We start from the raw sequence: 25,926 nt of genomic DNA, 5'->3' as shown, positions 1-25,926 counted from the left end.
ACGCCATGAATACGCTAGCCCTCTTTTCCGGCGCCGTGACCCTGCTGGGGGCCATTATGGTCATCACACGGCAGGTGGCCGTTCATGCCGTGCTGTATCTGGTTGTCACTTTATTGGGGCTAGCGACAGTTTTTGCCCTGCTTGGCGCGCCGTTTGCCGCCGCACTTGAGGTCATCATCTACGCCGGCGCAATCATGGTTCTTTTTGTTTTTGTCATCATGATGCTCAATCTGGGGCAATCTGACCGTGAGAGAGAAAAAGAGTGGCTCCAGCCCCGCATCTGGCTGGGCCCGGCTCTTCTTTCCATTCTTCTCTGTGCAGAACTGATCTATTCTGTCAGCACCTCCTCACAACAAGAAGGGCCGCTTGCCTCTCTTTCCGCGCGGGATGTGGGCCTTAGCCTGTTCGGCCCCTATGTGCTGATGGTGGAACTGGTCTCGTTTCTACTTCTGGCTGGTCTTATCACAGCCTTTCATATCGGAAGACACCGCACGGAGGGCCGTTGAAATGGCCGCTCTTTCCTTAAATGCTTCCCTGCTTCTGGCCAGCATGCTGTTCTGCATCGGTCTTGCCGGGGTACTGATACGCCGTAACCTGCTGTTCATGCTGATGTCACTCGATATCATGCTGAATGCAGCGGCGCTCCTGTTTGTGGCTGCCGGTGCGCGTTGGCACGATAGTGGCGGACAGGTCATGTTCCTGATGATTTTGGCACTCGCCGCGGCGGAAACCGCCGTAGGGTTGGCCATTATCCTCGCGTTGCACGCCAGAGGGCGTCCTTCTCTTGATGCCGATACCGGCAACCTGCTGCGAGGATAAGACCATGCCTTCCCTTCTTCCCCTTCTGGTGTTTTTCCCTCTTGCATCAGCCATCTTTCTGTTTGTCACAGCGGGCCGTCTTTCCGCACGAACGGTTGGATGGGTAGCAACGGGAGCCATCGGGTTATCCGCCTTGTGCAGTATCGTGCTGGCATGCTTTTTTCTCTTTTCAGCGGTTCCAGCGCCTATCCACATTATCCTCTGGGAATGGATGCACACACAGGCATTCTCTGCAGATATTGCTTTTATTCTTGATCCCGTGTCGCTCGTGATGATCCTCGTCGTTACGATTGTCGGGTTTCTGATCCATCTTTACGCCATACGCTATATGGAGGAAGAACCCGGCATCGCACGGTTCTTCGGCTCCATGACGCTCTTTGTGGCGTCTATGCTGGTTCTGGTGCTCGCATCTGATCTGTTCTGCCTGTTTATCGGATGGGAAGGCGTTGGCATATGCTCCTATCTGCTGATCGGGTTCTGGTATGAAAACCCCGTCAATACCGCAGCCGCCCGCAAGGCATTCTACATGACGCGTATCGGAGATACCGCCATGCTCTGTGGCCTTCTCCTTCTGGCCACCACAACAGGCTCGCTCCATATAGAAACGCTTCTGGCCACCTTGCACGCAGGCCAAATTGCCCCGGACGTTCTGACCACTGCAACACTGTTTCTGCTGATAGGCGCATTAGCCAAATCTGCCCAAATTCCCTTCCAGACATGGCTACCAGACGCCATGGCAGGGCCTACGCCAACATCGGCCCTTATCCATGCGGCCACAATGGTCACTGCGGGTATCTACCTGATCGCCCGGCTACATGAACTGTTCACCGCGGCCCCTCTTGTGATGATGCTGACATCCATTATTGGCGCGCTCACCCTCATGATGGCTGCCTGCACGGCCCTTGTGCAAACAGATCTCAAACGTATCCTGGCGTGGTCCACCATCAGTCAGCTTGGCTATATGTTTCTCGCCCTCGGCACGGGCGTCTGGCAGGCCGCCCTTTTCCATCTGATGACCCATGCGTTTTTCAAGGCGCTTCTGTTCCTTACAGCGGGCGCTCTCATCGCCCGCCTCCACCACGAGCAGGATATTTTCCGTATGGGGGGACTGTATCGCACCATGTCCGGCCTCACAGTAGCTTTTCTGGCAGGCGCTTCCGCTCTGGCCGGGCTGCCGCTTGTCACGTCCGGCTTCTATAGCAAGGAAATGATCCTCTCCAGCATCTGGAGCGCCCATTTCCCCTTATTGCCTGGTTCGTTTCCACTTGCTCATATTCTATGGGGAATTGCACTGACTGGCGCCTTTCTAACTTCTCTTTATATTTTTCGTTGCATTTTCATTGTTTTTTTCAACACACCAAAAACAGAAAGCACCGGTTCAACCCCGCGTCTTATGGCTATTCCGCTTGCGTGCCTCTCCTTTCTCTCCCTGTTTGGAGGAGTCATCGAAATGCCAGACACACTTGCCCCCATTCACCTCTTTACCCACTTTTTATCCGCCCCCCTCCCTCATGCGGATGAACCTGTGTGGCTCCTTCTGGCTGGAGCGTCAGCCCCCATTGCTGGCGTGGTCATTGCGTGGGTACTCTGGGGCCGCGCTACGCCTGTCATGCAAGAAATTCCCGGCCAGGCCACCATCATCCGGGTGGCAAAGGAAGGCTGGGGCGTAGATGCCCTGTATGCTTTTCTCTTCGTGCAGCCTTTCAGATTTCTGGTCTGGCTCACCCGGCATGATGTTCTGGATTACCTTATTACCGGCATCGGCAGAATGGTCCGTGCCATCAGCTCTTTTCTTGAACATACCCGCACCCGTTTTCTTACGCTTTCCTCGGGCAGAACCACACTCCTCCTTCAGAGCGGAGATACCCTTCTGGCCCGCGTCCAGAACGGGCGTGTCCGGTGGTATGCCGCATGGATCGTCGCAGGCCTCTGCGCCGCCCTCGCCTCAGGAGTTGTACCATGAACCCGCTCCCGGCCCTTGTGCTTCTGCCCTTGCTGGGTGGTACGGTTGCCTGGTTGGCTGACCGTTCAAATACGGCCAACCAGCAGCCCACCAGGAATATCTCCTGGCGCATCACTTTGATGGTGCTGACACTGGAAACAGTGTTATTGCTTATCATCACCTTCAGGCACCATACCCTGCCAGGGCCATGGCTAGATCATTTTTCCATACCGTGGATCCCCGTCATGGGCATCGCCTTCCAGTTGGATATGGATGGCCTTTCCCTTTCCTTGCTATGGCTCTCTCTCATCCTCTCCTTTCCCTGCGTTCTTCTCGCCACCCGACAAATCACCACCAATGCAGGTGCTTTCTATTTTCTGTTTCTCGCCACTCTTACCGGCATCATCGGAACATTTCTGGCCACGGACCTCTTTCTCTTCTTCTTTCTTTGGGAACTGATGCTTGTCCCAATGTTTGTTCTGATCTCCGCATGGGGGCATGAAGACAGACACCGCGCTGCAATCAGGTTTTTTCTCTTCACACAGGGCAGCGGGCTGCTCATGCTTCTGTCCATTCTGGGGCTTGTCATTACGCACTACCGGGAGACCGGAATACTTACATTCAATTACTTTGCACTCGCCAACACCCCTCTTTCTCCCTTCCTTTCCATGCTGCTTATGCTGGGGTTCTTTATTGCGTTTGCGGTGAAACTTCCGGTCGTCCCCGTGCATGTCTGGCTGCCCGCCGCCCACACGCAGGCCCCTACTGCCGCCAGTGTTCTCCTCGCGGGCCTTATGCTCAAAACCGGGGGCTACGGCATGATCCGCTTTAACCTCATGCTCTTTCCAGAGGCTGCAATCCGCTTTGCTCCCGTCGCAATGGGGCTGGGTATTGCAGGCATTCTGTATGGCGCGTGGCTGTCCTGCGCTCAAAACGATGTCAAACGCCTGATTGCCTACAGCAGCATCAGTCACATGGGCTTCGTTCTGTTGGGGATTTTCACAGGGTCCAACACCGGTTTGCAGGGCGCTATTATCCAGATGCTGGCACATGGCCTGAGCACCGGAGCACTCTTTATCATCGCCGGTTCCATTCAGGACCGTCTCCACACACGGGATATGGCACAAATTGGCGGTCTGTGGGCTTCTCTGCCCCGGCTTTCAAGCGCAGGGCTGTTTTTTGCCGTCGCATCTCTTGGCATGCCCGGTTTGGGAAACTTCACCGGCGAATTTCTGGTTCTGCTCGCAACGTGGCATGTCAATTCCATCGTGGCCGCGCTCACCGCAACCGGGCTCGTGCTGGCAGCCATCTATTCGCTCCGTATGGTAAACCGAATTTTCCTGGCCCCAAGCCGAACATCCCCCAGTCACGCAAAAGATTTTTCAGCAGGACAGATGACCATTCTTGGCGCGCTCATGATCCTTCTGGTCGTGCTCGGCGTGCACCCTCAACCAATCATGACCTTATCCATGCCGTCACCTCTTTCTGCTCCCCCTCTCTCTGATAGAGGAGGAGACACGCAATGATCACGCATGATCTGTTCCTGCCTTTGCCGCTCCCTCTTCTTTCTGTCGGCACCATGCTTCTGCTCACGGCCATCGCATGGCGTCGCTCAACAACACGTAGCCTGACACTTGCTTTAGTGACACTCGCCCTGTCCCTCGGTGGCATAGGTTATCATGTCGGCACACCACAACCCGAAGGCTTGTCCCTCTTTGTGCAGGACCGCTGGGCAAACTATACTGCTCTGCTCATCCTGCTTTCTTCTCTAAGCATTCTTCTTATGTCATGGCGGGATCTGGAGCAGGATAAAACACACCCAACCGACGAATATCCTCTCATGCTTGTTCTGGGCACATTAGGCGCAACTTCTATGGTTTTCAGCGCAAATTATCTCCCCTTCTTTCTGGGGGTGGAGATACTGGCGCTCTCCCTTATGGGGCTTGTGGCATCTCGCTCTTCCCGTTTGACAGAAGCCAGTGAAGCCTCCATGAAATATCTGATTCTTTCTGGAATATCGTCCGCCATTCTTCTTTTTGGCATCGGTCTGGCTTATGCCAGCACTGGCTCCCTTCTGTTCAGCCCTCCCCCTTCAGGCAATGCCAACACCATCCCGGCCATTGCGACCATCATGATCCTTGTGGGGGTTTTCTTTAAACTCTCTGCCGTGCCTTTTCATATGTGGCTGCCAGATGTCATGGACGGTGCTCCGCCGCCGGTTGCAGCATTCATGGCTGTGGTTTCAAAAATAGCCATTTTCTCGTCTCTTGTTCGCTATTTCGGCACAGGGGATACTCCTGAGTATCTGCATGGCATCCTGTCCGCCGTCATCATTCTGACTATTCTTGGTGGCAATTTTCTGGCCTTGCGTCAGACCAATCTCATCCGTCTTATGGCGTGCTCGTCAATCGCGCATGTCGGTTATCTTCTTATTGCGTTTTTTTCGCCCGGGCAGTTGAGATCAGAAGCGATCACACTCTATCTCGCAGCCTATGCCGCAAGCACTTTAGGAATTTTCGCCATCATCTGCGCCTTTGCCCTGACGGAGAATTCACTCCCCAATACCATTACTGACTGGAGAGGCCTGTTCTACACCCGCCCTTTTCTGGCAACCACCTTATCCCTGATGCTCCTTTCGCTGGCTGGCATTCCACCGGGAATTGGGTTTTTCGCAAAATTTGAGGTCGCCGCAACCGGTGTGGAACGTCAGCAGACACTTCTGCTTGCTGCCCTTGTTATTGGGAGCATCATCGGCCTGTATTATTATCTCTCTATTGTCCGTGTCCTTATGGGCACGCAGGACACGCCCTCGTTACAGGTTAAAAAAAGTCAGTCTCCGGAACTGACAACTCTTATCGTCGTTTTGACTTTGATAGTGGTTGTGGGTGGAATTTTCCCTGCCCGGATGCTTCCGCAGGTTCTGCCGTCCCCACCATTACCACAAAATGAGCTTATAAGTATTCAAGAGCCAATGCAGCCCAGCCTTTAATATGGCCGCATACAAACAATGCCTTCTGACTTCAAAAATATTCCATCTCTTCACGCAAAATACAGAAAGAACAGTTGTCATGTCTTCTCGTGTTTTTCATATTCTGGCCCAAAAAGGAAATGTGGTCCTCACCGTCAAGGAAGACGATCCTGTCCTTTCTGTCGCCAATTTGCTGATCCGTCATAATATTGGTGGCGCACCAGTTATGGGCGCTAATGGCGCACTTGCGGGAATGGTTTCGGAACGTGCCATTGTTAACGCACTCACCCAATATGGCCCCAACATCGCATCCCTGACAGCAAAAGAGATCATGCTGAAAGAGACGCCAACCGCTTCACCTGACGACAACATATTTGACATCGCCAACCGAATGACATGGTCCCGCAGCCGTCATGTGCCGGTTCTTGAAGACGGAAAGCTCGTAGGTCTGGTCAGTATTGGCGATATCGTCAAATTACGGGCAGAAAATGCAGAGCAGGAGGCTCAGGAACTTCAGGATTACGTCACTGGCAGCAACCATGCCGCCGTCAAACCTCATGACGATAGCCCCCGCTCCTCCTCTAAAGCTCAATATAAAATTCGCACCAACCATAGAAACTAAAATAGCAACCCCTGACAGAGCGGAAGTCTTTCAACCTCAAAGATAAATTAGATAAAACAATAAAAATAGAGTATTTTTATAAATATTCAAATTAGTCGCCTATAAAATCTAAAAATATTCCGTAAATAATTCGCTATCCTTTCCCTTTTTCTATGTAAAATTCAATCGGCACAGTGAGAGTAATCGGATCTCCTTGCACACTATCTGGTGGAACCGGAAGAGGCTCGGCACGGCGCACCAACGCCATCGCTTCCTGATCCAGCAAAGCATGGCCGGAACTGCCTTGAATGTGAGCAGACAAGACATGACCTTTACGATCCATGGAGAAACGCAGCATTGGCACGCCCTCCTGATGATCAGCCATGGCCTCCGCCGGATACCGCTTATACTTCTCCAGCCGGGCTAACAAATCACCTTGCCACGTTGCTGGACTTTGAGACGCATGTGATGATGACTGGCCTGAAGCAGAAGTAGCCTGAGCAGCCGCCGGAGGTGCTTCTGTCGCGGGCGGTGCTGTTACTTCCTCTGCTGGCGGCGTTTTATCTGGCACCAGCTGTTTCAAATGCGGCGCGGGTTTGTGTTTCTTCACAATTTTGCGCAGCTTTTCAGGTTTGGGCACCGGCGCTGGCGGATTGGCTGCGGGTGATGGCAGGGCCGATATCTTGGGCGGCTCTTCCGGTGCCGGATCCGGTTCCGAGAGGGTCTGCTGCGGGCCGGGCGGCACATCTGTTGGAGGAGACGGCGTGGACACAGGTTCCGGCGCCATATCAATGGCAATGGCCGCAGGTGGAGGTTCCGGCACGGGCACCACAACCGGAGGCAGCCGCATGATCCATGCCACCGCCCCGCCTGTCACCATCAGCACCGCCACAAAGGATATCCCCCAGCGAAGCGCTTCCTCCCGGCGGATATGGCGGGTATGATCCTTCTGCCACTCGGCAAAAGACTGGGACAGGTGCACGGTTTTTTCGCCCTGTTCGACAACCGCCGTGGTCATGGCGTTCCCCCAGCCGGGGTGGGCGCGTTGGACGGAGTAGCCGGTGCGGCCCCTTCTTCCTGCCCCTGCAGATTGACCAGCGCTACCTTGAGGTATCCGGCAGAGCGCAGCTTATCCATCACGCCCATCAGTGTGCCGTAATCCACCGTTTTGTCGGCCCGCAGGAAGATCCGTTCGTCCTTGTTGCCTTTCGTCGCTGTCTCCAGCGCACCGGCAAGCGCGTCCTCACCGATATCGTCCTCGCCCAGCGCCAGACCGTGATCGGCCTTGACGGTCAGAAACACGGGATCATCCGGCCGGGGTGTGGGCTTTTCGGTGGAGGACGGCAGATCAACCGGCACGTTCACCGTGGTCAGCGGGGCCGTGACCATGAAGATCACCAGCAGAACCAGCATCACATCAATGAACGGCGTGACATTGATCTCACTGGCCTCATGCGGGTTTTCATCAGTGTGACGGATGCGGATCATACCCCGTCACTCCCCGGCCATGCGGCTGACACCCAAGCGCACCACCTGCCCGCTTTCCAGTTGCGCCTGCATCCGCCCCAGATCGCGCGAGACCAGCCGCATGACCAGCGAGGTCAGATCTGCCACCTGCGCCCGGCACGCGGCGGACTGACGTGCAAGATGGTTGTAGATGATCACCGCCGGAATGGCCGCCACCAACCCCAGAGCCGTGGCCAGAAGTGCTTCGGCAATGCCGGGCGCCACCACCGCAAGGCTAGTCGCCTTGCTGGCGGCAATACCGGTAAAGGAGGTCATGATTCCCCATACCGTGCCAAACAGGCCAATAAAGGGTGATGTTGCGCCAATGGTGGCCAGCAGGCCCGTGCCACGCATCAGGCGGCGGCCTTCCGCCGCTTCCAGACGTTCAAGATGCAGCACGATCCGCTCCTTCAAACCCTCACGGTCATCGGGAATATCCTGTGAACGTTCGCGCTCCGTTTCCGCGGCCATCACCAGCGCATGGGCAATCCCGGCGCCACGCGTGTGCTCTTCTCCCAGATCAAGCGTTCCCGCGTCCTCCAGCGCCCGCTCCGCCCGGCCCAGCTTCAGCCGCACACGCACCAGTTCAACCGTTTTGGCAAAAAAGACCGTCCACGTCAGCAGGGATGCCAACGCCAGAAGAACCATCACACACCGGACAACAGGCCCGGCATTCATAAACATTTCCCACGGAGAAAACGAAATATTGGTGAGAACTGGGGAGGCTGATGTTGGCATGGAGAAACCAGCACTTTCAAAACATGAAGAAATACAACTCCATGCGACAGATCTCAGATACGCCCTTTCTTAACTCAATGGCGCAACAACCTGCTGTATCTCTGACACATGAAAAATTTCACACAGTGATAACAAAGCCGCTCAAAACCCGCAAGTGCGAATCACTATCATTATTATCGCTCTTATTCTGCTCGCAAAACAGACCTCGTACCTATCTCTCAGAAAGAAGGACCACTAAATTTATTATTTAAAATCATATTATTAGCAGGTGGAAAGAGACTAACCACGCCCCCCACTTCGCCCGACCGGTAATAATCCCTGATAACAACCTGTGGGTCTGAGGGTCTCGTTCAATCCCAAACAGCGCCCTAACCCCCGCCGTTGGTCAAATCAGGTCGTTCTTCTTTTTGCCGACTACCCCAAGGGCCATCGCACAAAGAAAGCCACGATACTTGTCCCTCATATGTATCTCTTCCTCCACATGGGCAGGAGGTTGATCGCACCGGCAGCCCTCTTCAATACTGCTGGTTTAGGGCCTTGCCTGTTTAAAGCGGCGTGCGTCGAAACTGCATATGAAGCACTCCTTACGTGCGCAGCAGCAACTGAACATGGACTGACGGAAACTCTGTTTCTCCATAGCCCCCGTTAAAGATGACTCAGCCCCCTTCCATCTTGCGGGAGCAGATTACCGTCATCTTCCAAATGTGATCGCCCACAAACACTCCCCGCATCCAACGCGCAGAGCCTGCGTTGAATAGGTCCTTATGCAGGTAACACGCTGGCAACCCGGCTGAATCCGGTTATCGGCATCCCGGCCTTTCAACACAATGGGGCGATAATTTTCTTTATAACAAATTTATGTCGTGAGTTTTTTGTTTGACTCACGAGGTGTCGTTGTTACTATTCATTATGTACTATTTTGTGTGGTTATTTAAGGAGTCTGCGGTGCTTACGTCTCTTGCCTTTTTCTCTTCCGGCTCCTTTCCGCTCCACTCCGCAACCTGCCGTGCCGTCACCCTCTCTGCCTCGCCTTATCAGCCGACCTTGAGACCATTTCGTCACGCAGTCTGAGCCAAAACCATGAAACAACTGCACGTAAATCTGTTTGAAATGGCCTGCGTCAGCCACATCGTGCATGGCATGTGGCGTGCGCCGGGCAATAACCGCCATCGCTATAGTGAAATGGAGCATTGGCTTGAAACGGCCAAGCTGGCCGAGGCCGGCCTGTTTGATGCTGTTTTTCTGGCTGACGTAATTGGCACTTATGACCGGTTTGGAGAAAGCAACGATGCCGCCCTGCGGGAGGCTGTGCAAATTCCTAATCTTGATCCGCTCCTGCTTGTCCCAGCCATGGCGGCTGTCACCAAAAATATCGGTTTTGGTGTTACATTTTCCACCACCTATGAGCCCCCTTTCGCCTTTGCGCGCCGCATGGGAACGCTTGATCTGCTCACACAAGGGCGGGTGGGCTGGAATATTGTCACCTCCTACTTAAGAAGTGCCGCGCAGAATTTCGGTCTGGATGATGAGATCCCGCATGATGAACGTTATGCCATTGCGGACGAATATATGGATGTCCTCTATAAGCTCTGGGAAGGCAGTTGGGATGACAACGCCGTTCTGAAAGACGCTGCAGCAGGCATTTATACAAATCCATCAGCAGTCCGTTCCATTAACCACACAGGGCCTAATTTTCGGGTTGCCGGGCCGCACCTTGTGGAACCATCCCGGCAACGGACACCTTTACTGTTTCAGGCAACCGGCTCATCAGCAGGGTTGGAATTTGCAGCCCGACACGCCGAGGTTGTGTTTATTGGCGGCCGCACGACTGAGGAAGTGCGCCGCAACATTGCCAAAACACGCGAGCAGGCCGTGGCTCATGGTCGAAAACCTGACGATATTCGGTTCATCGTTATGGCGGGCATTATTGTTGATGAAACAGATGCCCTTGCCTCCAAAAAACTGGAACACTATCGCCGTTACTACAGCGTAGAAGGCGCACTTGTTCACGCTCAGGCTGAAATTGACCTCCGCCGCTATGATGTAAACGAGCGCATCGGGGATGTCCTGCTACGTGAAGGTCAGAGCTTTGGGAACATGGGCCGTCGCTTCCGCCCGGATCAAACCATTGGTAGCGCGCTCAAACAGATAGCGTCGTTTGATGAGGGACGCTTCTTTGTTGTCGGCTCCCCCACGACTGTCGCAGATCAGATCGAGAACTGGCTGGACGTAGATGGTATTGATGGCATCAATCTGCGGCAGTACCACTCCTTTGATACTGCAAGGGATTTTATTTCCCTCGTCGTGCCTGAACTTCAGCAGCGTGGTCGCTACCGTACAGCTTACACGCCGGACGAGACCCTGCGCGAACGTCTTTTTGAACCCGGAAGAGCACGCCTGCCAGCATACCATTTTGGCGCGCGCTACCGGGACCCGCAAAACCTGACGGCTCCAGCGGCCCCTCTCTTTTCTTCCTTGCCCTTTTCCAAGGCGTCCTGACATGTCTTTTTCTATTCCTGATAAAATCAACGTTCTATGGTTTTTGCCTACCCATGGTGACAGCCGTTATCTTGGCACCCAGAAAGGGGGGCGTCCGGTAGATCTTCCTTACCTGCAGCAGGTGGCAAAAGCGGCCGATACCCTTGGATATTATGGAGTACTGATACCAACAGGCCGCAGCTGTGAAGATAGTTGGGTTGTAGCCTCGGCCCTCGCGCCCATTACGGAGCGGCTGCGCTATCTTATTGCGGTCCGGCCCGGACTGCTTTCCCCCACTCTCGCCGCACGAATGACAGCAACACTGGACCGTTTCTCTGAAGGCCGTCTGCTGATCAACATTGTCACCGGGGGAGACCCGGCAGAAAATGCGGGTGACGGATTTTTTGCCGACCACGCTACGCGCTATGAAATTACAGATGAATTTCTCGATATCTACCGAGCCCTTTTGCACGGTGAGCATGTCAATTACGTTGGAAAACACTTCAAAATAGACGATGGCCACATTCTGTTTCCGTCTTTCCAGAAAAATGGTCCCCCGCTCTATTTCGGCGGCTCCTCTGAGGCCGGTGCACATGTCGCCGCCAAACACATTGATAAATATCTGACATGGGGTGAACCGCCTGCACTAGTCGCCGAAAAAATAAGCAAAGTACGCCAGCTTGCAGAAAAACAGGGACACGATATCTCCTTTGGCATCCGCCTTCACGTCATTGTTCGAGAAACCGAGCGTGAAGCATGGCAGGAAGCAGACCGCCTTATCAGCCATCTAAGTGACGAAACAATCTCCAAAGCTCAAAAGGTTTTTGCGCGGATGGATTCCGTGGGACAGGCCCGGATGAGTGCTTTGCATGGCGGCAAACGCGACAAGCTGGAAATCAGCCCCAATCTGTGGGCCGGGGTCGGCCTTGTGCGTGGGGGGGCCGGCACCGCTCTTGTGGGTGACCCAGACACCGTTGCCGAACGCATTGATGAATATCGTCGGCTTGGCATAGACACCTTTATCTTCTCCGGTTACCCGCATCTCGAAGAAGCCTATCAGTTTGGAGAACTGGTCCTGCCGCTTCTGCCAACAGCGCACCCTATTCGGGCAACGTCCAACCTGAACAACATGGGACCTTTTGGTGAAACCATTGCTGGTGATCACCGTCCCGGTTCTCACGCAGCCTGACCATGAGTACGCAGCCTCCCAATATCATAGCCATTATCGGCGGCGGCTTCAGTGGCGCTGCGCTGGCCTGGCATCTGCTCAAGGGGCCCCCCGTACCCCTGACGGTTCTGGTTTTTGAACCCCGCTCCGTGTTGGGCAGCGGTGTGGCCTATAGCGCAACAGACCCCAACCACCGTATCAATGTTCCTGCCAGCCGCATGAGCATTGATACGGCCCATCCTCTGGACTTCCTTGAATGGCTGGAAGAAACGGGGACAAACCATCAGGACGACGGGGCTCGGCAACCTGATGGGCATCTCTATCCAGCCCGTAAGGTTTTCGGCCAGTACGTAGCGGCCAGACTGGCCCCCCTGCTGGAAGCTCACCTCCTACGACACATTCCTAGTCTGGTCACTGCGGCGCGGAAAGTATCAACTGGTAAATGGATACTGGAAACTCAGGGCGGGGACGTTTTTGAAGCAGATACTGTCGTTATCGCAACCAGCCACCCAGCACCGCAACTGCCCAGACAATTTGCCGCTTTGGGGGCATTCCTTTCTGCTGAAACGCGTCCTGTTCTGATCAATGATCCGTGGAAACCTGATGGGCTGAGCACAGTCAAACCAGACGACCGGGTTTTGATTATCGGCACAGGCTTGAGCATGGCTGATACTGTGGCCAGCTTGGCGGCACAAGGACACAGAGCACCTATTCTCGCCATATCCCGCCGCGGCCAGAGATCAAAAAGCCATAGTCGGACACCTGTTACAGCAACGGGAGATTTTCTCTCTCCTCCAGCCTCTCGAACCAGAGACGTCCTGCAACGCATACGTAAAATCATTGCAGATAACCCGGACACTCCCTGGCAGGCCTTTCTGGATCGTGTGCGTGAACAGGGGCCTCAAATCTGGAGTTCGCTTGATCAAACGGAGCGGCGTCGGCTCATTCGGCATTTACGTCCGTTTTGGGATACTCATCGCTTCCGTATTTCTCCACAAACCGAAAACATTGTGAATAAGGCACTTCAAGCGGGTATACTTCAGATTAAGGCCGCCCGCGTTATCAAGGTCGAGAAAGAGGGAAAAACCTTCAAGGTCACCTTACGGCACCGCAACGGTCATACGGACGATCAGGTTGTGGACGCCATAATCACCACAACCGGCCCCGCTCACGTCAATATTCTGCACTCACAGCCATTCCTGAAATCTCTTGCTGCTGAGGGACATATTGAGATGGATCACTCCGATCTGGGATTGCATGTTTCTGCAGAAGGAAACGCTCAGGTCGGCCCCAAAAAGGACCCTTCTCTTTTTGTTGCGGGGCCGTTGGCACGTGGCCGCTTTGGCGAACTGATGGGGCTGCCAGAAGTCACTTTATACGCCGAAAAGCTTGCCAATACCATTCGTGCGCAGACTGCCATGACCGTGCCGGAAAACGCCACCCTGATCTCCTGATGCGACCACTCTTTTGCTTACGGACCCTAAAATGAACCAGTTTATTGATCCTGCTGCACTTCAGCCGCAATCCATCCCTTCCTCCCAATCTTTTCGGGATGGCATGGCCCTGCTGCCAGGTGCGGTAACCATTGTGACAACTGATGGCAACGCCGGTCAGTATGGATTTACCGCATCAGCCGTGTGCAGTGTTTCTGATAGCCCGCCGACATTATTGGTCTGCATCAATAAAAATACCAGCGCACATGATCCCATTCTGAAAAATGGCGTTTTAGGCGTTAATGTTCTGACCCACGCGCAGCACCCGCTTTCCAATATTTTCAGCAGTCGCTCCCAATCACAGGAGGCGCGCTTCGCTCATGCGGGCTGGTCTTCATACGCCACGGGGGCTCCTCTTCTCCAAGATGCGCTCGTCAATTTTGATTGCCGTATTGCGCATGTTGTTGAGTCAGGATCGCACTCTGTCGTTTTCGCCCATATCCTCCATGTCAACGCTTCCGATACACACCACCCTGGCCTGATCTGGTTCCGGCGCAACTATGCCCACACTCATATTCCTGAATAAAACTGGAAAATCCTCATGATAAAGCACTCATTTCCACACAGTAGAGAGCTTACTCCTGCACAGGAATGCTGTTGATGCTGCTTTTCCGTTGGCCTTCCCCCGTAATATCTCTTCTTTCTGACAGAAAGTCCTCCCATGCTCAGGTTTTCTTTCTCTCCTCCTAAATTTTCTGAGCGCGGCTCCTCCCTTCCACGGCATGCAGCGCTGGCATATGCATTTTTGAGCATGCTTCCACCCGCAGCCCAGGCGGCAGAACATTCCTCATCTCCTCCTGCGGACACATCAAAGCCACGCCACCCTGCTCCCGCCTCTTCTCCCAACAAGCCCGTAGCTCAGACGCGTGCAACCAGTAGAGAAGAAATATCCGTTTCAACACAGCGGCGTTCTGATGCTCAAGTTGCCCAAAGTCATCTCCGTAGCATTCCAGGCGCAGCGACCGTTATTGATGCGCAGCAGATTCTGAAAGGCCGGAATCTCACCAATGCGGATACGCTAGCATTTCAGCCGGGCGTTTTTGCTCAGGCTTCAGGCGGTGGCGACGGTCTGCGCATCTCGGTTCGCGGGTCTGGTATCCAGACAGGCGTCAACTATTTTCGCTCTGGCATGCTCATGATGTTTGACGGTCTGCCTGTCACCACGCCCGCAGGCACCCCCTACGAACTATTTGAAAGCCTTGGCCTGCAATATACAGAGGTCTTGCGGGGCGCGAATGCCTTTGATTACGGTGGCATGCAACTCGGCGGTGCCATCAATTATGTGACCCAGACAGGATATAACTCCCAGAAATATCAGGCGCGTGCAGAAGCCGGAAGTTTCGGCTACGTCAAAGAGCAGCTGAGTTCCGGGCAAGTTCTCGGAAAATTTGATTATTATATCAGCCTCACCAACTCCTACCGTGGTGGCTATCAACATAATACGGAAGCAACCAGCTTTGGCGTAAATGCCAATTTTGGCTATAAATTTAATGATCGTGTTTCAACTCGCCTTTTCTTCCGTTATCGCCAGACCCGGAATGGCTGGGCTGGTTTCTTGACACGTGATCAGATCCTGAAAAATCCCAAACAGGCCCAACAGCCATATCAGGAATGGGGATCAAACCGTATTCAGCCTGGCACCAAATATTACGCGGATATGACCACCATCAAAATTGATGATAAATCCAAAATTGAATTGGGCTTTAATTATCAAGATGCTCCAATTGATATCCAGTACGGACGGTTTTCACAAGTCTGGGGATATAAAACTGTTGCTGGCGTGCTGAATTATGATCGGCATGATGTTCTGGGCGGCCATAAAAGTGACACCCGCTTTGGCATTCTAACCTATACTGACCTTGAAGCCTGGCAAACCAACCGTGTACGTGTGCAGTCAGGAAATTTTGCAGGATACCCCATAGGCACGTCTCTAAGACATGTTACTTATGGCGGAACAGAGAACTACTTTCATATTCGCAATAACACGGAATTATTTCATAATTTCTGGCTTACTACAGCCGGCGCGCTCGCCTTTATTCAGAAATCTTCCGATGTTCCCTCTCCGGGGCCGAGCAACCCGTTCAAAACCTCTTCCATCAATTTCATTCCGCGCGCCGGTTTCCGCTATCAACCGGACAAGCATGTCGAAATTTACGGAAATGTCAGCCGCAGCCTTCAACCCCCCAATGACTGGAACTACAACTACGCTGGTTCCTATTATCCCAGCACGTCCTTGCAAGCTGGTATGAATGCCACTGCCGGAAAATTGCGTAACCAGACAGCCACGACATTTGAAATTGGCACAACAGGGCATTATGCTGGCAATCAATGGGCACTCACCTATTATCATTCGTCCGTGCATAATGAATTGCTGGCCGTTATGACGCCGGAATCACAAGCACAGGGCACATCCATTTATGGCAACGCCTCTCCAACCGAACATCAAGGTGTGGAATTTTCTCTCGACAGCACATTGTATAAATGGAAAGGCAATCGCCTGTCCCTGCGTAATGCTTACACATGGCAGGATTTTCATTACAAGCATGATGCTGTATTCGGGCATAACCGCCTTCCCGGCATTCCGGAACATTTCTACCAGGGCGGCATAAATCTGGATCTGGCAAACGGATTTTATGCCGGTTTTGATGCTCAGGTTTCATCCAAGGTCGGCGCTGCGTATGACATGACGTATTTTGCCCCGTCCTACCATCTCTTCAATGCGCATCTGGGTTATTCCTGGCCCCACAAGCACAGAACAGTTTTTCTGAACTTCAATAATCTGGCCAACACCCATTACGCCTCCATCGTCGTACCCGGATACATTGCTGGCGGCTCCCAGCTTTCTGTCATGCAGCCAGGTGATGGTTTTGGCGTGTTCGGCGGCATTTCTCTCGGTTTCAACTGAACAGGAAAAACGAAAATGGCCGAGATACGCCTGAATGCTTTTGATATGAACTGCGTGTCCCATCAAGCCAGCGGATTATGGCGGCACCCCCGAGACCGATCGGCACAGTATCGCTCGCTCCGGTACTGGACTGACCTTGCCCGCACATTGGAACGAGGATTGTTTGACTCCCTGTTTCTGGCTGATGTCCTGGGCGTTTATGATGTCTATGGGCATAGTCCCGATGCTGCTTTGCGCAACGGTGCCCAAATCCCGGTTAATGACCCCGCCATGCTGATTTCCGCCATGGCAGGTGTCACCGAACATCTCGGCTTTGGGCTTACGGCAACCCTCTCATACGAACATCCCTTCCCATTTGCGCGGCGTATGTCGACACTGGATCACCTGACTGAAGGGCGTATTGGCTGGAACATTGTGACAGGTTACCTGAACAGTGCGGCCAAAAGCACCGGAAAGCAGGTGCAGACCAAGCATGACCAACGCTACGCAATAGCTGACGACTATATGGACGTTGTCTATAAGCTTTGGGAAGAAAGCTGGGAACAAGACGCCGTTTTACGTGACAAACAACAAGGTATTTTTACCGACCCGTCAAAAGTTCACCGTATTCAGCATGATGGTCCCTTTTTCTCATTAGATGCCATTCATCTTGCCGAACCCTCTCCTCAACGCACTCCCGTGCTTTTCCAAGCTGGGGCCTCGGCGCGCGGTCAACAGTTTGCTGCAACACACGCTGAATGTGTATTTGTGGCCGGTCCTTCTCAAGACACAGTTGCCAAGACCGTCCGCTCCCTTCGGGCTGCTGCGCAGCAGGCTGGCAGAACCAAGAAGACACCATTGGTTTTTTCCCTCCTCACCATTGTTACCGCCCCTACCGAGGAAGAGGCTTTTGCAAAATATCGTGACTATCAAAGCTACATCAGTGAAGAGGGAGCGCTTACTTTGCTTTCGGGCTGGACCGGTATTGATTTTTCCGCATACAAGCCGACAGACCCCGTGCGTCATATTCGGAGTGATGCCATCCATTCCGCCATTGATTCCCTGACAGTGATGAACCCGGACAAAATCTGGACAGTAGGAGAACTGGCACGTCATGCGGCCATTGGCGGCATGGGCATAACATTTGTTAGCAGCCCAACGCAGATTGTTGATCAAATGGAGCAATGGATTGATCAAACTGGCGTTGATGGCTTCAATCTGGCTTACGCCGTTGCTCCAGAAACATTTGAAGACATTGTTGCTCTCATAGTGCCCGAACTCCAACGACGCGGCCGCTATAAACGCGCGTACCAGCCCGGCACACTGCGGCATAAGCTTTTTGGAGCAGGCGACCGTCTCCCCGCCAATCATGCAGGCCGGCAAACTCACGCCACTCCTCCGTTAGCCTCCGCACAGTAATATCAGGTGCTCTGTCATGTCTTTGTCTGATCCGTTTGTTATTGGTTCTGGCTTACCTGTTCCGCCGCCACTCTGGCCCCGCTCCACATCTACCACCCGCATAGAAAACGACGCAGACGCCATTCGTGTCGCGCAGCTGTTAGCTGCTCATCTGAAACAAAACGCTGCGGCACGTGAACAGTCTGACCATTTTCCGCTTGAAGAATTAAACCAGTATTCCTCTTCTGGCCTCTGGGGCATTACAGTTCCCCGCTCCCACGGTGGTGCCGGTGTGTCTTACGCCACGCTGGGCACCGTTGTGCAGACTATTGCTGCGGCAGATGGCGCTTTAGCGCAAATCGCCCAGAACCATTGGGCCGCCGTCGCTGTGATTGCGTCATGCGGTACGGAGAACCAGAAAGAAGAACTGTTTGGCCTTATTCTTGACGGAAAACGCTGCGGGAATGCTTTTTCCGAGCGCGGAAACAAAACATTAACCGATCTCAAGACACAACTTGTCCGGGAGGGGGATCATGTCATCATAACCGGCAAGAAATATTACTGCACCGGTGCGCTGGCAGCAGATCTGGTGCCAATTGTTGCCGTTGATGATCAGGGGCTGGCCTGGCTTGCCATAGCAGACCGAAATACAGAAGGATTGACTGTGTTAAATGACTGGTCGGCCTTCGGTCAGCGCCAGACAGGCAGCGGTACAGTTCTCCTCGAGAATGTGAAGGTCCCTGTTACGCGCGTAATACCTGCGTGGAAGTCCTATCTCCCTGATACTCCGCGTCCAGATAGCGCAATCTCACAGTTTATTCAGGCTGCCATTGATGGTGGAATAGCACAGGGCGCCCTTGATGAAACTGTCTCTTTTGTAAAAACCCGCACACGTGCATGGATAGACAGCCATCAGGATCATGCACATGAAGATCCTTACACGCACCATATTCTTGGGGGTTTATTTGCGCGCTTAAGCGCGTGCCGTGCCTTGCTGGACGTAGCGGGAAAAACAATTGACGCAGCACTTATTCACGCTACACCAGATACAGTCGCGGCAGCCCAAATTGCCACGGCAGAAGCGAAAATTTTCACGACAGAACTGGCAATAGAGGCCACAAACAGATTGTTTGAACTGGCAGGAACTGCCGCTACAGATACACGCTATAATCTGGACCGTTACTGGCGCAATGCCAGAACCCACACATTGCACGATCCAGTTCGGTGGAAATATGCCATAGTCGGAGATTATTACCTCAATGGCGCATTTCCTCCACTTCATGCCTGGAGCTGACGCCGTCACCTTACCCATTGAAAGTAAAGACTTTCAACTGCACACCGTGCAGAACTCATCATAAACCCACTCTTATTTTATCAGATTTTCAACTGTTTTCCGTTTCGTTAAGTGGAATTGTGTTGACTATAAAATAAACACGATAGACTATGATTGTATGGTTATTGTTCATATTTTTTGAGTTATATAGCGAGTCACGTCATGGTTCAGTCCCCGCTCTCCAACCACTCAGAAGCTCCCTCCAACCATTTTCAGGCAATCTTTGACCAGATTGCTGAAGGTGCAATAGACCGCGAGCAAAATCGTATTCTGGCCTATGATGCGGTGGATGCTCTGCGCCAGAGTGGCTTTACGGCCGCCCGTATTCCCCAAGAATTGGGGGGACAAAATTTGCCTTTGCGGGAGACATTCCGTCTACTGGTCAAACTTGCCGCAGCAGATTCAAATCTTCCTCAAATCATAAGGGCGCACTTTGCTTTTGTTGAAGGGGAACGCCAACGCCTTGCAGAAGCCGGAACAGGGTCTTCAGCCGGAAAATGGCTGGAAACAATTCATGCCGGTGCCGTTTTTGGCGCAGCCATGGCTGAGCTGGGTAAAGCGACTGAAACCACAACCACCCTGACCCCCAAAGATGGAAAATGGTACCTGAACGGTACCAAATATTATTCTACCGGCAGCCTGTACGCTGATTGGATTGCGGTTGTAGCCGTGCATGATGATAAACGCTACCGCGTGGCTGTCCCCACCACGGCTGCTGGCGTCACCCGTGTGGATGACTGGGACGGCTTTGGCCAGCGCCTCACCGGCAGCGGCACAACCATCTTTGACAATGTCGAACTCTCAGCAGACCAGATTTATCATGTCCTTCCAAAGGACGCCTCACCCATAGATCGGTTTTTCACTGCGTTCTACCAGAACTTTCATCTGGCCACGTTGGCCGGTATCGCACAAGCGGCTCTACGCGAAACCATAGATTTTGTGCGCCCGCGCACGCGTGTTTTCGGTGTTCCGGGCCAGTCTCTTCAGCGTGAAGACCCCCTTGTGCAAACAGTTGTCGGTCGCCTCTCGAGTCTGACCTTTGCAGCAGAAGCGCTGGTTGATCGGGTCTCCACAACGCTGGAACAGGCTTCTCTTCTTCGGGAGCAAGGCCTGCCAGATACAGTCTCTCAACAGGCGGAACTGGAAGCCTTCCAAGCACAACAGGTTATTATTCCTCTGGTTCTGGATGCAACGACCAGCCTGTTTGAAGTAGGCGGTGCCTCAGCCAGTTCAGAAAAGCGGCGGTTGGACAGGTTCTGGCGTAATGCGCGGGTGCTGGCGTCGCACAACCCAGCCATTCAGCGTGCCCGTGAACTGGGAGACTGGGAATTGAACGGCACGCCGCTTGATTCCGGCTGGACCCGCAAGGCGAGTGCGGATGTAAAACACACCCCGCATTTTGCACCAGCCTGACCTTTTTTCCTTACCGGTCATATTCCATGCTTGCCAGAAACACGGCCACACACACATGCAAAGCAGTTTTCCATAGCGCACTGCTGGCAGCCCTGTGTCTGCCTCTGGCAGCATGCCACAAGAACAAACATGCGCGAAATGCCACGTCACCTATCTCGGGCGGAACGCTTATCTACGCAACGGACCGTGAACCTGTCTGCCTGGACCCCCATGTGCAAGGAGATATGCCGCAGGTTTTTGTGGCACAACAATATCTTGATTCACTTGTCTCAATGGACAAAGCGGGCAGCATTCATCCGTGGCTGGCATCCAGTTGGGATATTTCACCCGATGGACTGGCTTACACTTTCCATTTGCGGTCAGACGTCACCTTTACCGATGGCACGCCCTTCACGGCAGAAGCCGTAAAAGCCAACCTTGATCATATGGCTAATCCGGCCACGCAATCCAGCACGGCCGGCGGTTATATTCGCCAATATCATTCAACCGAAATTGTTGACGCCCATACTGCCACTGTCCACCTCAGCCGTCCTTATGCCGCGTTTCTTGAAGTGCTTGCCCAAGGTTTTCTCGGCATTGAGTCCCCCAAGGCACTCGCTCGCCCGCGTGACCTGAACTGTCAGGCCCCCGTCGGCTCCGGTCCCTTCCGCATTGTCCGCTGGGATCGACAGAACAGGATCTTATTCGAACGCAACCCGGCCTATCACTGGGCCCCTTCCTATGCCTTACACAATGGGCCAGCCTATTTAAATCGTATTGAGTGGCGCTTCATCCCTGAACCTTCTGCCCGGTTTGCAGCTCTGCAAGCTGCGGAAGTTGATGCCATCGATACTCTACCGCCCGAAGCACAAACGCCTGCCCAGCATAATGCTGATCTGTGGCTATTGATGGCGGACCGCCCAGGCAACCCCACCAATGGCACCCTCAATACCCGCCGCGCCCCGTTCAATGACGCACGAGTGCGAGAAGCTTTTCTTCGGTCCGCAGACATAGAAGGCGCACTCGGAAGCGTTTTTTTCCACCATTATCGGCGCGCAGGCGGCCCGCTTACGCCCACAACGCCTTTTTATTCTCCCGATTTTGAACACGCGGCAGACTACAATCCCCAAAAGGCAAATATATTGCTGGACCAGGCAGGATGGAGTGCCAAAGATGCGGATGGTATCCGCACAAAAGATGGACACCGTTTAACCGTTCATATTCCTCTGCGCTCCTCACTTTCAAATTCTGAACGCACATTATGGGAGCAGGTCCAGGCCACGGCACGTGAGACCGGCTTTGATGTGCTACTGGAAAATGCTGACGATACATCCGTCAACGCCCGTGAAGGCCAATGGGACTATGATGTTCGGATTGGCTATTGGAACACAAATACTGCTGACGTGCTGCGTATTGTTTTTTCTTCAGAGTTTCTTGACGCTGCCGGAATTTCAGGACACCACCAGAATGAATCTGGTTTCAGCAATCCTTATTTTGACAAAATCGTCAATGAGGCACTTCTGACAACCGATACTGAACAGCGACGTAATCTGTACTATCAGGCCCAGAAAATTGCTTCTGCCGCGTTCCTCCAGATCACAACTTTTCCCCAGACCACACGTCTGGCCATTTCAAAACGTGTGCATGATATACGGCTGGAGCCCGCGCTGAACGTCACAACATTATATGACGCATGGGTAGAACAATGATCCCCTTCCCTAATTCCGGCTTTGTTTTTCTAAAAAAACTCATGATCCGCGTTGGAGGAGCCTGTCTGGTTCTCTTTGCCGCAGCAACATTAACCTTCATCACGCTTCATCTAGCTCCAGGAGACCCTGTTACGGCCATTTTGGGCGGCTCCGCCAATCCAACTCCCGAAACAATTCGGGAGATCCGTGAAGAATATGGATTGGATCAACCGCTTATGGTGCAATATGCACTCCATATCTGGCATGTGCTGTCGGGCCATCTAGGCGCGTCATTCTCGCAGCATATGCCGGTTACAGATGTTCTCTGGCAACAGGCTCCCCCAACTCTGAAGCTGATGCTTTCCTCCCTCGTTCTGGCATGGGGCTTTGCTGTTCTTTCCGTAACCCTTTCTGCCCGCAAACCGCTCTTTGATTCTGCATTTTCTTCTCTTGAAACCTTTTTTGCCGGGCTTCCACAGTTCTGGATTGGCATCATCCTGCTCTGGCTGTTTGCCTATCAGCTTGGGCTGCTTCCGCCAGCTGGTACGCATGGTTTTTCATCGCTAATACTCCCATCCCTTTCCCTCGCCATTCCTCTGGGGGGCTTCCTCGCTCAGGTGATGCGGGAATCTTTCAAAACCACGCTTGATCAACCCTTTGTACTAACCGCGCGCGCCAGAGGGTTATCTGACAACGCAGTCAGGTTCCGGCATGTTTTACGCCATGCATTGCTTCCGGGCGTCAGCTTATCAACATGGGCCGTTGGTGCTCTTGTAGGAAATGCTGTTGCTGTTGAATTCATTTTTTCGCGGCAGGGACTAGGGCGTCAGCTTTTTCTGGCTGTCAGCATGCACGACATGCCGTTGGTAACAGGTATAATTCTGTTTATCTCTGTTGTTTATATCCTCGCGTCCTTTCTGGCCGATATTCTCTACGTGATCGTTGATCCACGCATTCAGGAGGCAAGAGCATGAGCGCAACCAACTCTCTCCCGCTGTCGTTAAAAGCCTCTCCGCGTCTGCGGTTGCCGGCAGGAAAGCATATCGGGCTGGCTCTGGCATTACTCTACCTGACTCTTCTCATTCTTGCTGCCATTGCCCCGCATCTTCTCGCACATGGCAACCCTTATGGCATTGCACCGCGTGAAGCATTTACGGCTCCCGGCTGGCAACATCCACTCGGCACAGATCAATCCGGGCGCGATATGTGGACACGTCTTATCTTCGGGGCGCGCAGTTCTCTGGTTATTGGAATAGGGTCCATTCTGCTCGCTCTCTCCGTTGCCTTAAGCCTCGCTATCCCCGGGGCGTTTGGTGGAGCCGTCGCAGAACAATGTGTTAAATGGATTTTTGAGATCCTTTTCTCATTCCCTGCCGTTGTTCTTGCTCTCCTGTTAACGGCCATTTTCTCTTCCGGCACGTTTCCTCTGATTGTAGCGGTCGGCATTGGCGCCGCACCGGGGTACGGGCGGATGCTGTTCGGGCAGTTTCTGACAATCCGTCATGCGGGCTTCATTGAAGCGGCCCGCTCACTCGGCCACTCGCCAGCACACATTCTACGGCGCCATTTAGTTCCTAATGCGTTTCGTCCATTGCTGATTGCAGGTGCCATGGGTGTTGGGCAGACCATTATCTGGGCGTCCTCTCTCTCTTTTCTGGGGCTCGGCGCACCACCTCCTGCCGCAGAATGGGGCACCATGTTGGCTATGGGCCGCGACTATATTGCCGAGGCGTGGTGGATCACGTTTTTCCCCGGCGTTGCTATTGTTCTTACCATGTTGGCAACAACCACATTGGGACGCTTCCTGAAAAATCACTTTGAAACAAGTTCCTCATGAACGCGTTTTCTGACACATCTCAGTCTGGGCTGAGTGTAAAAAATCTGTCCGTGACATTCAGTTCGGGTGGGGTTTCCCATACAGCCGTGCATTCCCTCTCCTTTTCCCTCACACCGGGAGAAGTTGTCGCACTTGTTGGAGAGTCTGGCTCAGGCAAAACCGTTACCGCGCGCGCATTACTTGGTCTTTCGGGTCCACATGCCCAGATTACAGCGGACCATCTGTCTCTTAACGGGCGGTCGCTTCTAGCCAACACAGAACAGCAATGGCGCAAGATACGCGGTGCGGAAATCGGCTTTATCCTGCAGGATGCATTGGTCGCACTCGACCCGCTACGCTCAATCGGCACAGAGATTACTGAAGCCCTGACAGCCCATAAATGGGGCACCAAAACCACACGAGAAGACCGTGTGTTACAGTTGCTAACGCAAGCTGGCATTCCTTTGGCCAAAGAGCGTGTTCACCTTCGGGCGGACCAGCTTTCGGGCGGCCTGCGTCAACGTGCTCTGATTGCCAGCGCACTGGCCATGAATCCACCCTTTTTGATTGCGGATGAACCAACAACAGCCCTTGATCCGTCCGTTCAGGTGCAAATTCTGGAACTGCTGAAACAGCTCCGTGCAGCGGGACATGGTATTCTGATCATTAGTCATGACCTTGGTTTTGTCTCTCGCCTGGCAGATCGCGTTATTGTCATGCATCATGGGCATATGATTGAAGAAGGCCGCACGGCGGACCTTCTTTCCGCTCCCCTACATTCCTATACCCGCAGGCTGCTTGATGCCGAACCCGGAAGAAGACCGCCGCGCCCCTCTGCACCGGCCCGCCAAACAGCGTTGCCGTTGCTGGAAGCACATAATTTATCGTTCTCTATCAAACGGCAGGATGGCACCAGAAAACATATTGTGCAGGATATCAGCCTGTCCCTTTTTCCCGGCCGCACATTAGCGTTGATTGGAGAATCCGGTTCCGGCAAAACATCCACAGCCCGCATGATCATGGGGTTTCAGAAACCCCAAACAGGATTCATAGATTTTTTGGGAGAACCTTGGTCACGATCAGAAAAGACCGACGTTCCCGAGTCCGCTCGCCGTGGCAGAAGGCCCAAATTGGCCGCTATCTATCAGGACCCGCTCAGTTCGTTTGATCCCCGCTGGACAGTACAGACTATTCTGGATGATGCTCTTTCTGTCATTCATGTTCCAAAACCGGAAAGGATGACACGTATTCGTGCGCTTTTGGATCAGGTTCGCTTGCCGGATACCCTCCTGAGCAAAAACCCCCTGCTTCTCTCGGGTGGGCAAAGGCAACGTGTCGCCATAGCACGGGCTCTGGCAGTAGAACCGTCTGTCATTCTTTGTGATGAACCTGTCTCCGCACTTGATGTTTCCGTGCAAGCACAAATTCTCGACCTACTGGATGATCTTCAAAAACGCCTGCATCTTTCTTACCTATTCATTTCTCACGATCTGAACGTGGTAAGAAATATCGCGGATGATCTCATTGTCATGCAGCATGGACGAATTATTGAAAGCGGTACCGCTCAGGACGTCCTAACGCATCCTCGCCATCCCTTTACGCAGGAACTGGTTACTGCTGCCCACCTTATAGGAGACGCAACCAGCAGCCTCCCCTACTAAAAAAATCTTACCAAGAAAGACCATTCCAACAGTGAAGGAGG

21 protein-coding genes are annotated in these 25,926 nt (G+C 53.2%); 18 read left to right on the top strand and 3 right to left on the bottom strand.

The features are described 5' to 3' along the window. Positions 1-5 precede the first annotated feature (5 nt). From nuoJ to ASN_RS15380, 6 genes are all read left to right on the top strand, one after another. A complete protein-coding gene (gene nuoJ, locus ASN_RS15405) occupies positions 6-506 on the top strand; it encodes an NADH-quinone oxidoreductase subunit J (RefSeq protein ID WP_058988714.1) in 501 nt (166 codons plus the stop codon). 1 nt (position 507) lies between these two features. After that, complete coding sequence (nuoK, locus tag ASN_RS15400) at positions 508-819, top strand: NADH-quinone oxidoreductase subunit NuoK (RefSeq protein WP_058988712.1); 312 nt, start codon at positions 508-510, stop codon at positions 817-819. A gap of 4 nt (positions 820-823) precedes the next feature. Further along, entirely contained in the window at positions 824-2,782 is a 1,959-nt protein-coding gene (gene nuoL, locus ASN_RS15395) for an NADH-quinone oxidoreductase subunit L (RefSeq protein WP_058988710.1), read from the top strand. After that, positions 2,779-4,287, top strand: a complete 1,509-nt coding sequence (locus ASN_RS15390) for a complex I subunit 4 family protein (RefSeq protein ID WP_058988709.1) — start codon at positions 2,779-2,781, stop codon at positions 4,285-4,287. The genes nuoL and ASN_RS15390 overlap by 4 nt, the downstream gene beginning before the upstream one ends. Continuing rightward, a complete protein-coding gene (locus ASN_RS15385) occupies positions 4,284-5,750 on the top strand; it encodes an NADH-quinone oxidoreductase subunit N (RefSeq protein WP_058988707.1) in 1,467 nt (488 codons plus the stop codon). The genes ASN_RS15390 and ASN_RS15385 overlap by 4 nt, the downstream gene beginning before the upstream one ends. Before the next feature lie 79 nt (positions 5,751-5,829). Further along, entirely contained in the window at positions 5,830-6,351 is a 522-nt protein-coding gene (locus tag ASN_RS15380; protein WP_058988705.1) for a CBS domain-containing protein, read from the top strand. Positions 6,352-6,484: 133 nt separating this feature from the next. Here the strand turns inward: ASN_RS15380 and ASN_RS15375 are convergent, their stop codons facing one another. Genes ASN_RS15375 through exbB form a run of 3 tightly spaced genes read right to left on the bottom strand, consistent with a single transcriptional unit; the run spans position 6,485 to position 8,574 of the window. Further along, the gene (locus ASN_RS15375; RefSeq protein WP_058988704.1) at positions 6,485-7,348 is read right to left on the bottom strand and encodes an energy transducer TonB; all 864 of its coding nucleotides are present in this window, start codon (positions 7,346-7,348) and stop codon (positions 6,485-6,487) included. After that, complete coding sequence (gene exbD / locus ASN_RS15370) at positions 7,345-7,818, bottom strand: TonB system transport protein ExbD (RefSeq protein ID WP_058987069.1); 474 nt, start codon at positions 7,816-7,818, stop codon at positions 7,345-7,347. Before exbD ends, ASN_RS15375 begins: the two co-directional genes overlap by 4 nt. A 6-nt stretch (positions 7,819-7,824) precedes the next feature. After that, positions 7,825-8,574 carry a tonB-system energizer ExbB gene (exbB, locus tag ASN_RS15365; RefSeq protein WP_058988702.1) on the bottom strand — a complete coding sequence of 250 codons (750 nt, stop codon included), beginning with the start codon at positions 8,572-8,574 and terminating at the stop codon, positions 7,825-7,827. Between the two features lie 1,080 nt (positions 8,575-9,654). Here exbB and ASN_RS15360 point away from each other — a divergent pair. The 12 genes from ASN_RS15360 (at position 9,655) to ASN_RS15305 (ending at position 25,885) form a co-directional block, all read left to right on the top strand. Next, positions 9,655-11,073, top strand: a complete 1,419-nt coding sequence (locus ASN_RS15360) for an LLM class flavin-dependent oxidoreductase (protein WP_058988701.1) — start codon at positions 9,655-9,657, stop codon at positions 11,071-11,073. Position 11,074: 1 nt separating this feature from the next. After that, complete coding sequence (gene ssuD, locus ASN_RS15355; RefSeq protein ID WP_058988699.1) at positions 11,075-12,241, top strand: FMNH2-dependent alkanesulfonate monooxygenase; 1,167 nt, start codon at positions 11,075-11,077, stop codon at positions 12,239-12,241. Between the two features lie 2 nt (positions 12,242-12,243). Further along, positions 12,244-13,674, top strand: a complete 1,431-nt coding sequence (locus tag ASN_RS15350) for an FAD/NAD(P)-binding protein (protein WP_082666727.1) — start codon at positions 12,244-12,246, stop codon at positions 13,672-13,674. A gap of 31 nt (positions 13,675-13,705) precedes the next feature. Continuing rightward, positions 13,706-14,239 (top strand): flavin reductase, encoded by a 534-nt coding sequence (locus ASN_RS15345; RefSeq protein WP_058988695.1) that lies wholly within the window; start codon positions 13,706-13,708, stop codon positions 14,237-14,239. Positions 14,240-14,374: 135 nt separating this feature from the next. Continuing rightward, on the top strand, positions 14,375-16,618 hold the full coding sequence (locus tag ASN_RS15340) for a TonB-dependent receptor family protein (protein WP_058988694.1): 2,244 nt from the start codon (positions 14,375-14,377) through the stop codon (positions 16,616-16,618). Positions 16,619-16,633: 15 nt separating this feature from the next. Further along, complete coding sequence (locus tag ASN_RS15335; RefSeq protein WP_082666726.1) at positions 16,634-18,016, top strand: LLM class flavin-dependent oxidoreductase; 1,383 nt, start codon at positions 16,634-16,636, stop codon at positions 18,014-18,016. Between the two features lie 16 nt (positions 18,017-18,032). After that, positions 18,033-19,289, top strand: coding sequence for an SfnB family sulfur acquisition oxidoreductase (locus ASN_RS15330; RefSeq protein WP_058988693.1), 1,257 nt, complete (start codon positions 18,033-18,035; stop codon positions 19,287-19,289). Positions 19,290-19,490: 201 nt separating this feature from the next. Next, positions 19,491-20,741, top strand: coding sequence for an acyl-CoA dehydrogenase family protein (locus ASN_RS15325; RefSeq protein ID WP_058988692.1), 1,251 nt, complete (start codon positions 19,491-19,493; stop codon positions 20,739-20,741). 26 nt (positions 20,742-20,767) lie between these two features. Next, positions 20,768-22,429 carry an ABC transporter substrate-binding protein gene (locus tag ASN_RS15320; protein ID WP_058988689.1) on the top strand — a complete coding sequence of 554 codons (1,662 nt, stop codon included), beginning with the start codon at positions 20,768-20,770 and terminating at the stop codon, positions 22,427-22,429. Continuing rightward, positions 22,426-23,382, top strand: a complete 957-nt coding sequence (locus ASN_RS15315) for an ABC transporter permease (protein ID WP_058988688.1) — start codon at positions 22,426-22,428, stop codon at positions 23,380-23,382. Before ASN_RS15320 ends, ASN_RS15315 begins: the two co-directional genes overlap by 4 nt. Next, positions 23,379-24,245 (top strand): ABC transporter permease, encoded by an 867-nt coding sequence (locus tag ASN_RS15310; RefSeq protein ID WP_058988687.1) that lies wholly within the window; start codon positions 23,379-23,381, stop codon positions 24,243-24,245. The genes ASN_RS15315 and ASN_RS15310 overlap by 4 nt, the downstream gene beginning before the upstream one ends. Beyond that, positions 24,242-25,885: an ATP-binding cassette domain-containing protein gene (locus ASN_RS15305; protein ID WP_058988686.1), complete on the top strand. Its 1,644-nt coding sequence runs from the start codon at positions 24,242-24,244 to the stop codon at positions 25,883-25,885. Before ASN_RS15310 ends, ASN_RS15305 begins: the two co-directional genes overlap by 4 nt. Positions 25,886-25,926: the final 41 nt, after the last annotated feature.

This window comes from Acetobacter senegalensis (genome assembly GCF_001499615.1).
GTDB classification, from domain to species: Bacteria; Pseudomonadota; Alphaproteobacteria; order Acetobacterales; family Acetobacteraceae; genus Acetobacter; species Acetobacter senegalensis.
This window is presented reverse-complemented; position numbering and strand designations above follow the sequence as displayed.

Bases quoted from the DNA above. Each gene is read 5' to 3' on its own strand.
- ASN_RS15380 (WP_058988705.1), top strand. From the start codon at position 5,830: ATGTCTTCTCGTGTTTTTCATATTCTGGCCCAAAAAGGAAATGTGGTC.
- ASN_RS15330 (WP_058988693.1), top strand. From the start codon at position 18,033: ATGTCTTTGTCTGATCCGTTTGTTATTGGTTCTGGCTTACCTGTTCCG.
- ASN_RS15335 (WP_082666726.1), top strand. From the start codon at position 16,634: ATGGCCGAGATACGCCTGAATGCTTTTGATATGAACTGCGTGTCCCAT.
- ASN_RS15385 (WP_058988707.1), top strand. From the start codon at position 4,284: ATGATCACGCATGATCTGTTCCTGCCTTTGCCGCTCCCTCTTCTTTCT.
- ASN_RS15315 (WP_058988688.1), top strand. From the start codon at position 22,426: ATGATCCCCTTCCCTAATTCCGGCTTTGTTTTTCTAAAAAAACTCATG.
- exbD (WP_058987069.1), bottom strand. From the start codon at position 7,818: ATGATCCGCATCCGTCACACTGATGAAAACCCGCATGAGGCCAGTGAG.
- ASN_RS15325 (WP_058988692.1), top strand. From the start codon at position 19,491: ATGGTTCAGTCCCCGCTCTCCAACCACTCAGAAGCTCCCTCCAACCAT.
- ssuD (WP_058988699.1), top strand. From the start codon at position 11,075: ATGTCTTTTTCTATTCCTGATAAAATCAACGTTCTATGGTTTTTGCCT.
- ASN_RS15375 (WP_058988704.1), bottom strand. From the start codon at position 7,348: ATGACCACGGCGGTTGTCGAACAGGGCGAAAAAACCGTGCACCTGTCC.
- ASN_RS15305 (WP_058988686.1), top strand. From the start codon at position 24,242: ATGAACGCGTTTTCTGACACATCTCAGTCTGGGCTGAGTGTAAAAAAT.
- exbB (WP_058988702.1), bottom strand. From the start codon at position 8,574: ATGCCAACATCAGCCTCCCCAGTTCTCACCAATATTTCGTTTTCTCCG.
- nuoK (WP_058988712.1), top strand. From the start codon at position 508: ATGGCCGCTCTTTCCTTAAATGCTTCCCTGCTTCTGGCCAGCATGCTG.
- ASN_RS15320 (WP_058988689.1), top strand. From the start codon at position 20,768: ATGCTTGCCAGAAACACGGCCACACACACATGCAAAGCAGTTTTCCAT.
- ASN_RS15350 (WP_082666727.1), top strand. From the start codon at position 12,244: ATGAGTACGCAGCCTCCCAATATCATAGCCATTATCGGCGGCGGCTTC.
- ASN_RS15340 (WP_058988694.1), top strand. From the start codon at position 14,375: ATGCTCAGGTTTTCTTTCTCTCCTCCTAAATTTTCTGAGCGCGGCTCC.
- nuoL (WP_058988710.1), top strand. From the start codon at position 824: ATGCCTTCCCTTCTTCCCCTTCTGGTGTTTTTCCCTCTTGCATCAGCC.
- ASN_RS15345 (WP_058988695.1), top strand. From the start codon at position 13,706: ATGAACCAGTTTATTGATCCTGCTGCACTTCAGCCGCAATCCATCCCT.
- ASN_RS15360 (WP_058988701.1), top strand. From the start codon at position 9,655: ATGAAACAACTGCACGTAAATCTGTTTGAAATGGCCTGCGTCAGCCAC.
- nuoJ (WP_058988714.1), top strand. From the start codon at position 6: ATGAATACGCTAGCCCTCTTTTCCGGCGCCGTGACCCTGCTGGGGGCC.
- ASN_RS15390 (WP_058988709.1), top strand. From the start codon at position 2,779: ATGAACCCGCTCCCGGCCCTTGTGCTTCTGCCCTTGCTGGGTGGTACG.
- ASN_RS15310 (WP_058988687.1), top strand. From the start codon at position 23,379: ATGAGCGCAACCAACTCTCTCCCGCTGTCGTTAAAAGCCTCTCCGCGT.